This window comes from Barnesiella propionica, assembly GCF_025567045.1.
Classification (GTDB): Bacteria; Bacteroidota; Bacteroidia; order Bacteroidales; family Barnesiellaceae; genus Barnesiella_B; species Barnesiella_B propionica.
In genome coordinates, this window is record NZ_JAOQJK010000010.1 from 1 (window position 1) to 13,249 (window position 13,249).

7 protein-coding genes are annotated in these 13,249 nt (G+C 39.7%); all 7 read right to left on the reverse strand.

Going from position 1 to position 13,249, the window contains the following annotated elements; all coding sequences use genetic code 11:
• Positions 1-1,331 (reverse strand): phosphodiester glycosidase family protein (locus tag OCV73_RS12345; RefSeq protein ID WP_147552647.1); only part of this gene is annotated, 1,331 nt, incomplete at its 3' end.
• A 12-nt stretch (positions 1,332-1,343) separates the two neighbouring features.
• Positions 1,344-3,806 (reverse strand): phosphodiester glycosidase family protein, encoded by a 2,463-nt coding sequence (locus OCV73_RS12350; RefSeq protein WP_147552649.1) that lies wholly within the window; start codon positions 3,804-3,806, stop codon positions 1,344-1,346.
• Between the two features lie 51 nt (positions 3,807-3,857).
• Entirely contained in the window at positions 3,858-6,284 is a 2,427-nt protein-coding gene (locus OCV73_RS12355; RefSeq protein ID WP_147552651.1) for a phosphodiester glycosidase family protein, read from the reverse strand.
• 130 nt (positions 6,285-6,414) lie between these two features.
• Positions 6,415-7,686, reverse strand: a complete 1,272-nt coding sequence (locus OCV73_RS12360) for a T9SS type A sorting domain-containing protein (RefSeq protein WP_167551263.1) — start codon at positions 7,684-7,686, stop codon at positions 6,415-6,417.
• A 202-nt stretch (positions 7,687-7,888) separates the two neighbouring features.
• Complete coding sequence (locus tag OCV73_RS12365) at positions 7,889-10,678, reverse strand: family 10 glycosylhydrolase (protein WP_147552654.1); 2,790 nt, start codon at positions 10,676-10,678, stop codon at positions 7,889-7,891.
• A gap of 65 nt (positions 10,679-10,743) precedes the next feature.
• A complete protein-coding gene (locus tag OCV73_RS12370; RefSeq protein ID WP_147552656.1) occupies positions 10,744-12,378 on the reverse strand; it encodes a PKD domain-containing protein in 1,635 nt (544 codons plus the stop codon).
• A 13-nt stretch (positions 12,379-12,391) separates the two neighbouring features.
• Positions 12,392-13,234 carry a hypothetical protein gene (locus tag OCV73_RS12375; RefSeq protein ID WP_147552658.1) on the reverse strand — a complete coding sequence of 281 codons (843 nt, stop codon included), beginning with the start codon at positions 13,232-13,234 and terminating at the stop codon, positions 12,392-12,394.
• Between the last annotated feature and the right edge of the window lie 15 nt (positions 13,235-13,249).

Below are 13,249 nucleotides of genomic sequence, written 5' to 3' on the forward strand. Positions count from 1 at the left end.
ACCAGTACACCATACTGGTTATAACCTAATATCTGGGGTATGAAGGAGGCATATACCGGAACTTCAAGATTATATGTATCGAACTCCAGACTTTTCAGTTCTTTATCTTCGGGTGCCGTCGAGAATACCATCCAGCCATTGGCTACGGCACGCTCCTTACCGTCGGCAGGATTGTTCACCAACGCACCTCTTAACATCATCTGGGCAGAGCCACCGGCATCCATAGAAGTAACATTCCAGGCTCCGGCATGTTTGAGAATCTGACACATAGTCTCGGTATTCGTACCTTTAGATCCACCAACCTTGTCAATAACTATTAAATAAACCGTATTACCGTCCTGAGACATTCCTATACCTGTACGAGAATAAGTTTGGCTATTGTATTCTTCATTGTTGTTACGTACCGTTAGCTCACCCTCTCTCATGACAAGAGCGTTACCTGTAACCATTTGCGTAGCATACGGCCTTAATTGGTCGGTAAGTGTATAAATTCCCATATTTATAATAACCTCATCTCCAACAGCCATTGCATTCAAAAACTCTTTATTATTCCCGGATAATGCATATTCACCGGTCTGTAAATCATGACCGCCTACACCTTTTTCGATACGGGTTACTATGCACCTTACATCTTCGTTAACGCCCCAGCTCTGTCCATCTGCCAGCTTAATAAAGACATCTGTACCGTCGATGTCGGTCATCGTTTTTCCCGAATAGCTATTATAAAATACTAATTCGTTTTCATTACGAATCCTATTAACCTCGGAAATACCATAAGAGGTTCCTTTATAAATAACCTTTCCGTCAAAACCCATATCGTCAATCCATATCTTTTTATTTTTATCGATTACGGCAAAACCTATTTCTTGTAATAAATCGACAGGATTGGTAGCTCTTCCCCGGTTCCAACCATTAGGCTCGGTAACTATTTCATTATTTCTGATACAACCACTATGAGGCTGACCGTTCAATCTCATATCATATCCCTGTACTGAAGACATGATCCAAAAATTGCCGTTGATAGACCCGATGGATTGATGTCCGGGTGAAGACAAACGGTTATATGCGCTTGTCATAGCCTCGGTACTTCCGGCATGATCATTACCCTGAAAAGTTTCTATCGAATTATACTGATTTTTCAAATCAATCGTCATCGTATATACGTTTAACGGATATTCCGGAAAATTCATTCGTACATAAGTAACACCCGGGCCCACTTTCCGGTATTCCAAAGTATCAACTTGCCGCTCCACACCGCCAATATTTATCGTTGCCCACAGAGGCATACTGGCCAACCAAAACACACAACTACTTAAAATGAATTTTTTCATATGATTAAATTTTTAACGCACCATAAGTTTTACCGTTTCAAATCGGCCATTCTGCCATATTTTCAATAAATAGGATCCCATATCCAGACCATCTGCAGGAAGAGCCACATCTCCGGGTTGAACATGCCCGAAATCTTTAGTCCTTATCAATTGACCTTGCAAATTATATAATTCCACACTAAGATCCACAGATTCACTAATCCTCAAGAAGATAGAAGAATCACCGTTTCTTAAAGGATTCGGATAAACAAGCAATGATTTTATGATTTCCGGATTCCCAACACCCATCGTAAAATGTTTATATACCAAATCAAATTCTTTAATACGTATTTCGTACTCCCGGCCTGCCGTTTGAGAAGCCACATCGATCATAAATTTCAATTGTTCGAATTTCACAGGATAATTCGCAAAATCGGCTGCATCGGTAAGATAAGTATCCATAGGCACAGAATAAGTGTAGTCCTCGCCCTTGGGCACGGAAGGCCATTCTGTCAATTGATAATTCCTGTCCTGGTTACTTTTCATCATCATGCTTACCTTGGTAGTTACTACCTCGCCTGTATTGACTGTTATTTTAAATGTATCCGGAATGCTATAGAAATCTATTTTTTTGGAAATCTGTACATACGGAGCACGTCCGGCGCCATAAGTATATTTTATAACCGCTTCATCACCGTCTCTGCTTACAGATAAATTTTTAATAGCCGATATAGATGATACATTCCAGGATGAAATAAAATCATCGGCTTTCATCACCTGTGTTTTCGGAATTTGTACTTTGACTTTTAAAGTTCCGACAAAATCATCCAATGTACCGGTTACCAAGGTCTCTCCATCTTTCAACCCTTTTACTACGCCTTCATCAACAGAACATATATCGGGATTTTCAACAGTCCAGGTAAGGGACGCCGGCGATAACAACAATACCCGGCCATCCATTTCACCTTGTATTTCAATAGGAAACGACCTGTATCCGTCAAGAACCACAGAGTCCAAACGCATAGAAAATTCGGCATCTCTAATTTCAACTTCCCTTGTCACCGATATATCATTCCAAGTAGCAGTTATTGTTCCTTTACAAGGTGTACTGGCTGCTACAAACGCATTGGAATCATCTATATAACCCACATTGGGAGAACACGTCAAGGTATATCCTTTAAAATCGTGTTCCTTAATAACCCCATATTTATTAAATGCAATAATACGAGGTACGAGACGGCCATATACCGGCAATATATACCGTTGAGGCTCAAATTGCAAAGAGGCAATTTCGTCATCTATAGGAGCATTAGAAACGACTAATACACCGTTTCCTACCGGACGTATCAGATTATCCGAAGGATTATTTACCACTTCGCTATTCACAATCATCACAGAAGAACCTCCTCCGTCCAGATTTACAGCATTCCAGGCTCCTAAAGCACGAAATAGCTCTCCAAAGACATTTAATGATACTCCACTGGAGTAACCCGCCCGGCGGCCATCTACCACCACCATATAAACTTTAGTGCTATCTGCAGAGAATCCCATGCCTGTACGCGGATGTACATCGACATAATCTCCGTCTGCCAATTCTCCATTTCTCAGTATTATATGATCACTGCCTCCCATCTGTTCTTTCAAGTCGGTTATTAAACCAGGAGCGTCACGAAGATTTGTTCCCAGAAAAAGAGTTGTTTCATCTCCTATATTCAAATCTTTTAAGAAAGTCTCTGCCGTTCCTACGCCATATAAAACAGCACGGCCCTCCGGTATAGGGGTAGTTCCCGGATTGTCATATATGGAATCGACTATACACTCTATATTCTTATTGGCGCTGAAAAAGAATTCTCCGGCTTTCGGTTTTAAAACGACCTTCACTCCTCCCTGGGCTTCATGTGTAGCAGGACCGTAAGAATTGGTGTAGAGCAACATATAATTGGGAATCGAACTGGTTTCCCACTCCAGTCGCTGCATATTCACAGCATGCAGACGATGCGTCTTTTCTCCGGCTTTCACCGTACCGGAAAAATCTACCCGGTCCACATAAGGTTTCCTGTCAGGAGTTAATACAAAAGAAGCCCGCCCTACAGGATTTACGACGCATTCGTTCTTACGGAACTGTCCGCTACGCGGGGTACCTATCTCTATAGGATATTGATAATGATAAAAATCCCCGTTTGTAGCCCCTATAACTTCATGACCTGGTTTATTATTTCTTTCTGCCATCAGGGTGGGAGGTTCAGTCGCAACCACTTTATCTCCGCCAAGACAGGTTTCTATGTCTACATAAGGATTCTTCAAATCTATTTCCATGACATGCACTCTCAAAGGCATTGTCGGCAAATTATAATAAGCGTATCGGGTACCGGGCCCTACATCATGTTTATGCACCAATGTATCGACGGGATATGATACACCGTTCAGCACCATTACATTTTGTGCATACGCACAAAATGTAATGGTCATCATAAACAGTATAAATATTTTTTTCATAATATATTTTTTTTAAACAGCTCCGTTATATATAGTCCTATTTTATATTATTTACCGTTTGATGATTTTTACGGAGTCGGTCTTACCATCGCGTGTTATTTTGAGAATATAAGTACCGGCACCTAATCCATCTACCGGCAAACTCACTACACCTGCAGCTACAAGATTTTCGGAAAGTACTTTTAACAATTTCCCCTCCATATCATACAACTCGGCCTTCAATTTGGTATCTTCCGTTAATTTTAAATATACAAAAGAATCTTTCCTATCTGCAGGATTAGGATAAACAATCAACGATGAAGCCAATTCCACACTAGGAGCGCTCAATTCATAATCTCCGTAGATTAAAGAAAAATCTTTAATTTTCAATGTATATTGATTTCCCGCTACCTGGGAAGAAGTGTTAAGTAAGAATTTTAATGACTGGAAATGAATCGGATAACAGGCCATATCCATGGGATTTGACAAATATTGATCCATCGGTATTACAATCTGATAATCTTCATTGACAGGAATACTACTATATTCCAATACGCCAAAATTCCGTTCAGAATTATTTTTCATCGTAAGACTCGCCCTTGTAACCTGAGTAACACCGGTATTCAGCACAATTTTAAATGTATCGGGTAAACTATAGAGTTCAAATCTTTTCTCCATTTGAACATACGGAGCGCGTCCTCCGCTATAGGTGTACTGTATTTCGGCTCCGCTATTTCCCAAAACCAGTTTGCAATCTTTCGACGCATTGGATGTAACGGTCCAGGAAGATATATCTGAAAAATCATCTGCAGCCATAATACGTCCTTTGGGCATCATCACCTTAACCTTTAATGTATCTTCAAAAGATTTATATTTGCAATACACCTCTGTAACACCATCATTAATACCTTTCAAAACTCCGTCATTTATCATACATATATCGGGATGCTCGACGGTCCAGTCAAATGCAGAGGATAATACAGGCATGCTTTTATCATTCACAGTAGCCAGCACCTCAATAGGGTATTCATAACAGCCGTCGTTAATAATGGAATCGAGACGTAACGCCATAGGGTATTCTCCCCCTATTTCCACCGATATCGTCGTTTCAATCCCGTTATACGATGCTTTTAAATTACCATTCCCGGAACCGGAAGCAACAAAAGAGTTATCTTTGATATAGCCTAAAGATTCGTCACAGCTTAATTTAACTCCGGCTACATCGGTATTAATTAAATATCCGTATTGATTATATCCCAGAAACTCAGGTGTAAAAACCCCGTTCTTAGGCAAAGTTATATTTTGTGTTTTACATAATATCTCCGCCATATTATCGTCATCGGGAGCATTGGAAACCACAAAAATACCATTGCCTACAGCACGTTCTTTACCATCACTGGGAACATTCATAATGCCATATTTCTCTATATACATGCCGCTAGAACCGCCACCGTCAAGATTCATGGCATCGGTGGCCCCGGCAAATTTCATAATATCGGCTAAATGTTTCGTCGAAACCCCCGCTGAAGCTCCCCGGCCATCGACAACGCACATATAAACTTTACTTCGGTCGGCATTGTGCCCAATGGAAGTACGGGGATGACGATCGGCCCAGTCGGGATCCAGAACATTTCCGTCCCGCAGAATGGCACGGTCTCCTCCTACAGCCGACTGTATAGGAGGTTGTATATTATTCAGACTTAGTGTCAGTCCTGTTTTTATTTCTATTTCATCATTTATTTGCAGTGTTTTTAAGAATTCGGCAGCAGTACCATGGCCGGACAGAACCACACAACCCGGTTCAATCCGCATATTCCCATTGGAACTCGATGATAAAATTTTTACTCTTGTTGCCGTGTTCACACAAAACTGTTCACCTTCCAGAGGTTTAACCAAAATCTCATAACCATAAGCATTTGTACGGGTATAATTTCCCATATTATGATTATATAAAATCAGATTGTTCTCATATCTTGCAGCATTTACGTTATCTATGGAATAAGAGTTATCACCTGCAATAACAGAGCCTGAAAAAGTTGTTTGAGCAATATAAAGAAACTGATCTTTATCAAACAAAGCTTGAGGAGAGCCATTATACACATTAGCAATCTCACCATCTACAGTTCCCCCGTAAACCGGTGTTCCGACAGCCCCGGACGTAGCAAAAAAATCGGCATTTGTTCCTGCAAAATATCGAAATCCGGAAACACTTTTTCGAGGAGCGATATGCGATATACATTCTGTCCCCACCAAAGAATCGCAAGACAATGCAGATTTGAACTTCACGTAAGGATTCTTTGCATCTACCTCCAGGTAATATACATTCAGTCTTACACTACCTTTCTCACAACGCACAGAAGTATAATATGTACCGGGACCCACTTTCATATGCGACAGCGTATCTACCGAATAGATATCACCACCGATAATTATATTTCCTTTCGCAAACGACAGGAGGAAAGTGAATAATAAAAGGAAAAAAGTAAATATTTTTTTCATAGAGACATTTTTTAATAAAAGACTAAGGAAAATATTCAGGTATTAAATGAAAGAAAGGGTAATATATATTTATAATATATCACCCTTTCCGTTAATTTATTGAATCAGTAATTCAGAAAGAATGATTGTATTATTTTACAACTACTTTCTGAACTTTTTCAGCACCATTAACTTTCGCTTTTACGATATAAAGACCAGCGGCAGGAGCTGCCATAGTAGTATTGTCTTTAACTTCAGCTACTTTCTGACCTGCGATATTATAAAGAACTGCATCTGCAGCGGCATTGAAATTAATATCATTACCGTTTACAGTAATTGCAACAACATCATTGGCAACAGAACCTACTCCATCACCTTCTGGTTTATATTCAATTTTATAAGCTGCTGCACCTGAACCACAAGCATACACAGACAAATACACTATATTTTCACCTTCATACTGAATACGAGGTAACAACACACGATTAGCATTCGACTGCACACCTAAACCGCCCTCAGGAATAGTCCAGTAATATTTAGCACCAGCAAACGTAGGACCTGCACCCATTTCTATAAGTTTAACAGACTGAGGAGGCGTTGCTAAATTATTCGTTACAGAATACACACAGAACGGTTTACCGCCCAGTTCAAATTCAGCCACACCATTATTACCCGTACTGGTAGCAGCGCAATCTTCCGGTGCATCACCGACACTTTCTATAATAGAACCCGATTTGTCATACAATGTAGCATGAGAGTTAAAACCATCCAGATAAAAATAATCGTCATCTACGATAACAACACGGGGACCCGTTCCGTTGTCTACTCCAGAAGCAGGATAGTAACCCTGGATTGTTATATCTTTATACAACTGGTCGTCTTCCTGTTTTATTAACTGACCGTCCTTGATATCGCAACGTACTACATGAGAAGCACTGGAACAAGCGAACAGCAAAATAGCGTCTTTTGTAATATCGCCTTTAATAGCAAAATAGTCAACACGGAAACCAGCAACATCACCCTCAGTCATAACTCCTAAAAACGGATCTACCAATTCGAATCTTTTTTCAAGGGCACCTGTTTCCAGATCCACCGTATATAAAGCAACAGGAGCGGTTGTCCAGTTTGTAGTCATGTTAAAAAGAATAACGTTTCCGGCATCATCTACCTGAATGTCGTTACAAGGATAACCCAGCATCTTTCCATCAGCACTCATGAAATCAAGAGTATCTTTCATAATCTCTTTCACGAAATTACCTGTCTTCATGTCAAAAATCTTGACGCCCGGGATACCGTTAGAAAGACCACCGGAACGGTAAGTGAACAACAACTGGCCATCTTTCACTGCCATACCACGAACTTCGCTTGCTGCTCCTAAATTAGCATCGGAATTAAGGTTGTTCTCATTCTTATCAGCCTTCATCCACAAGTTCGTTATGGTATACGTTCCACCGGATTCAACCGGCGCATAAATTGCAGGATCCACTGGATCAACTGCAAAAACAGATGTTGCGGTAAATAACGCAGCAACTCCGAGTAATAATTTTTTCATAATAAAAATAGTTTAAATAAATACTAAAATCTATATCGTATAAAACAATATATTCATAAAAGATTAAGGATTATCATTGTATCAACTTCACTTTTTTAATTTTTCCATCCAAATTCACAATAATAATATATACTCCGGAACTCAATGAGGGCAACCGGAATGACTGCTCACCCTGAAAATCGGTTTCATCGACAAAACGTCCCAAATACCGTCCTGATATATCAACAATTTCGGCCGTAACATGTTTAGCACCTGCCTTAAGCACTAAATTAGGATTAGTGCCCGGAGTTACAAAACAAGTTTCATCGGCACTGGCATCTTCCACTGCAGAAAAACCTCTATATTCAATTTTCACAGTATCCGACCAGTCTGTATATGATCCTGTACCATAATCGGCCCTAACCCGAATGTAATAAACACCATCGGCAGTAAGATTGTCAAAAACCGTATTGTATACGAAATTAGAAATCGTTTGTACCTTTCCATTTCGTATAGGGATAAAAGTTTCCGAAGGATGTATTTCCACTCTGAAACCCTTAGCCAGATAATTATCGGCCCATATAACTTCTACGTTACGCGTATTTACTATTTGATTCTGGAGCGGAGATAAAATTACCGGCACTTCAGGAATAGCTTCTTCGGTAGTAAAACTCGTTATTTCACTCGTATAAGTTTGCTCGCCGACGGTCGCTTTCATCCTCACATAATAGGTCATTCCTCCTACCAGCACACCTACCGGTAAAGTCACTTCGGTACCGGTATACACCGCAGAATGTACTATATTACTGGAAGCAAAACTATATGCGGTGGATATTTCCATTGTATACTCCGTTACCGAATTAACAGAAGTCCAGCTGATTACAGGAGTTATGGAAACCTCCGTACTTCCCGTTTCAGGAGTAACGACTCTGAAATTCTCGGCCAGAAACATATGGGTTGCCGACAATGCGTCTGTAGAATTAGGTTTGCGTGTTTTTACTCTCCAATAATACGTTTTGCTATTATCCAAATTACCTAATAAAAATGAAGAGAATTTATTTACCGTCAATTCCCGGGAAGAAATCACATCTGTAAAATCGGGATCCAATGCTACTTCATGTACATATACAGCACCCGGCACTTCGCTCCAGGTAAACACAAACGGAGATGCTACATTTGCGCCATTTAAAGGGAATGTAAGCGTCACGCTTTCCGATGTCTGTAAATAGGCTCCGGCAAAACGAGGTGCAAATTCATTTCCATATCTGTCAACTACCGAAACCGCATACGTATAACCTTCTCTGTATTTTTCCGGTAATGTATAATTTGCAACATAAGAAATCCCCACAAGATAATCACTGGTGAAACATGTACCGTCTTCTGTCGCTTTAGATGTGGGAACTGCATAAATCGCATACCGCATACCCGAATATCCGGTCCAGGTTAAATCCGTACCATTAAAGGTTATGTTGTCTACCAAACCGGGATTAATATTTTGTTTCCAACCTACGGCTGGCGTCAATGCAAATCTTTGATATACTTCATCCCGCATAAGCGCCAGCATTTTAGGTGTCCTGATGAAAGTCTTCGTATTATAAAATACACTTCCCGGAGCATCTGCATAATCGGCATCCCTGTTACACAATACCTGATTGACTAATTCACCTCCTTTAAAAGCAGCTGTAGCAGCCGGAGCCTGCACCATTCTGGCAGACTGCCTTTCAATTTGTGATAAAGCCGAAGCACTTACCGTTTCGCCGTTCAACTCAAAAACTTCATCATCTGCCGTATAATCAACAAAATTATTATTTACACCTTGAGTCCTGGAGGGAGCATAGGCCGAAGACAAACCGCTTGCCGTATGACTGGAATAAAAATGTCTCCCGTACCGGCGCGCTACATCGCTCCACCAAGGCGCAATCTTAGAATAATCATTGGACGAGCCTATTGTCCAATAGATCTGAGGAGATATATAATCGATCGTTTTTTCCTGTATCCACGCAACAGGATCGCAATAAATACCATTATAAGCATATTCTCCGGATGCAGGAGTAGGAGTTAATCCGTATTTGCTGGCTATAGAAGCATTTGTTGTCCATACGCCGGCAGGACTTATGCCAAATTTAACATAAGGTTTCGTATTTTGGATCATATCATATACCTGCTTCACCATTTTATTTACATTCTGGCGCCGCCAGTCTCCTCTCTCCAGGTTATCAGGATTATTCGCTTCAAATAAATCCTGGTCCATAGCATCGGTCGTTCCTTCCATGTAGAAATAATCGTCAAATACGATACCGTCTACATCATAATTCCGAACAATTTCACTTACAATATCGGTAATTCTATTACGCACTTCCGGTTTTCCGGGATTCAGGATAGAAGCACCTGGATAATCAAGCAGCCAATCCGGATGCTCCGTTCTATATGCCTGAGGAGTTCCGTTCCATTGATACAATACGCCTTCATACCTGTAAGGATTTATCCAGGCATGAACTTCAATTCCTCGTTTATGAGCTTCTTCAACTACAAATTCAAGAGGATCATAACCAGGATCCATACCGCGCGTTGCTACCAAATCGGTCGACCATGGCTCGTAAGAAGATCTGTACATAGCGTCACAACGACTACGAACCTGAAAAAATATAGAGTTCATATTCGCATTCTTCACCGAATCCAACAGCATAATCATCTCCTGTTTCTGGGAATTAATCTGTGCAGCATTGCCTGTCTGTGTTATCGTAGCGGTCGGCCACGTCAATTTCCACACCGTAGATAACCATACCCCACGAAACTCGCGTTTTGGCGATTGCGCTTGAACAGTTGTCAAACTCAAACCCAACAACATCACACTAAAAAGGCATATTTTACCGATCTTCTTCATAAATTTTCATCATAAAAACAAAGCAGCCGGCCGGCAAAAGCCGACTGCTTTTATTTCAATCTATTTTAAAACAATTTTGTTTCAGTATTATTAATAGCAATACCATATATGCGAACACCATCTACAATAGTTTCCAATTTTGTAGGATTAGCCGGATTCCAGCGTTTCAATCCAGTCGGCTCTTTATCAGCATCCGCTTTACGGTAACCGAAATAAACAGAACCGTCTGTATTATCTACAATCATCTGGCAAACATCAATATATTCACCGGAAGAACCTTCACTATCCGAACTAAATGAAACTTTCAAATAAGAGCCTTCTTCCGTATCTTTTTCAGCCTTATCATTCGCTTCTATATCGTCCAAAGGCACAGCATAAAAACCTTTTTCCCGAATTATAGCATATAGCATCCGATTTTCAGTATCAACCACAAAAGATTTTACAAAAGCATTCGGGAAAATAATCTTAGCCGGAACAGTCGTACCGTTTATATCAGAGTCTTTAAATCTAAATATACCGCCCCCGCCATACGTTTTAGCCCAATACCAGGTATCTCCTACCCTTGTAAAACAAGCATTCATAGCTCCGTATTGCCAAGGCTTGCCATAATAAGCTAAAGTGTTATTCTGCACAAAATACGGTTCATCGGCACTCAAAGAAGAATTCCTCGTATCAATGCCAACCCTACGAATACCAGTATTACGATCTGCAAAATAAATATATGTATCATCTACATATCCATAAAAGGGATCGTTAAAGGCGTTACCACCATTTGCCAATACGGTTTCAACAGTCGATGCATCCGCAGAAAGCGCTGAAATTTTTCCATCTCCAGCATTATCCGGTGTACCCGTATATGTAAATTGGGCTCCACAATCAAAAACGAACAAAGTCTGAGATGTTTCATAAAATTGCATATTCAACGGATGAGAACCTGATTTTACACCTAAGTCAAAAGGTAGAACCTTGGTTCCTTCTGGAACATTCGTCACAAGTTTGTACGCCATAATATTACCCGCTTTAGCTGCGTAATAAATAGTCTTTGCAGGTGTAGGCGTTCCTACCTGAACATTCACGGTAGCATCTTGCAGTTTTTTTCCACCAAGAACAGTTTGCAAAGTCACTTTTTGGGAACCTATATTCTTAAAAGTCATCCGTCCAGGATTATCCCCTACATAAATATTTCCTTCAATCGGTTTATCTAATAATGTAGTCCCTTCGGGTAATACCCAAGTATATTCAGGTACATCCGATTCATTAGGATTACGCAATTCTACACTTATTGTAATAGGAGTTTCATTAATAACACATACATCTTCCATAGGATCTACTGTCAATGAAGGTATAATTTCATTAATCATGATCGGCATTGAAACTGAACCTTCTCCTTCAATCGTGAGCGTAACCGTAAATTTACCTGCTTTTGTATACTTATGATAAGGGTTTTGAGCTGTCGCTTGCCCCTCCTCAACTGGTTCACCATCTCCAAAATCCCAATGACAGGAACCCGATACTTCCGACGTATTTGTAAATTTTATTGTCGAACCTACTAAAAAATCCAGTTCGTATTTTCCATCGACTGCATAAGTAAACGTTACCTTATCACCGGGAAACTTGTGATATGTAGGATCATTTTCTACGCAAGCAGACAATGATAACAACAATACAGTCGTCAATAATATATATCTAAATAGTTTCATTGTTCTATGCTTTTTAATTTACTGTTATAACTTTATTATCCGTTCGACCAATTACGCCATCTGCATCATATGCCCTGAATTCAGCATTCAAATAAAAATTACTGGAATAATTAATCACATAGCTTTCAGTTTGACTATTATATATCAAATCAACAAAACTTACTTCAGCTAAAGCATTGTTTAGCATAGCTTTGTCTTCATCAGAAATTATATAATTAATCTTTCCGGTTTCAGGATCTTTTTCCGTTGTAAACAAAGCATCATAATCTTCAATATTCTCCATCAAACTGAAGCCTTCTACCATTTTACGCATTTTAGCATAATAATCTTTTTCTATCTCCGTTTGTAACCCTTTTCTAAAAGCCGTTTCAAAAGTATCAGTATAAAGTTTTACAAATTTCTCTTCCGTAAAATCAGCAGGTTTTACATCCGTCCAAGACTCAGACACTAAAACCGGAGAAACAGGGAAATTAGTAGTCATAATATATGACCTCTTTTCCTGATTCCATGGAACAGCATTTAAATCATAAGTTTTAATTCTCTGTGCAGAACGCATCTGTTGATCCACATCAATCTTAAAGGTATAAGAAATTAACGGACAAGTTACTTCTCGTGTTTCCACTTTATTTACGTCATACCATACTTCAATGCTGCTAATATCTATACCATCTGCATAATAATATGCGGTAAAAGAAACATCATTTCCAGCAGAAACCGTCGTACTACCCAATTCCCAATATACATAAGGTGTTCTTTGTCCCACCTCAGCCCAGTCATTAATCGGATCATTAATTTCACACGATGAAAAACCGATCAATGTAAATACGAATAAGACTATATTAAATTTATTTTTCATTTTCAGAATTCTTTA

Bases quoted from the DNA above. Each gene is read 5' to 3' on its own strand.
- OCV73_RS12360 (WP_167551263.1), bottom strand. From the start codon at position 7,686: ATGAAGGCTGATAAGAATGAGAACAACCTTAATTCCGATGCTAATTTA.
- OCV73_RS12370 (WP_147552656.1), bottom strand. From the start codon at position 12,378: ATGAAACTATTTAGATATATATTATTGACGACTGTATTGTTGTTATCA.
- OCV73_RS12365 (WP_147552654.1), bottom strand. From the start codon at position 10,678: ATGAAGAAGATCGGTAAAATATGCCTTTTTAGTGTGATGTTGTTGGGT.
- OCV73_RS12355 (WP_147552651.1), bottom strand. From the start codon at position 6,284: ATGAAAAAAATATTTACTTTTTTCCTTTTATTATTCACTTTCCTCCTG.
- OCV73_RS12350 (WP_147552649.1), bottom strand. From the start codon at position 3,806: ATGAAAAAAATATTTATACTGTTTATGATGACCATTACATTTTGTGCG.
- OCV73_RS12375 (WP_147552658.1), bottom strand. From the start codon at position 13,234: ATGAAAAATAAATTTAATATAGTCTTATTCGTATTTACATTGATCGGT.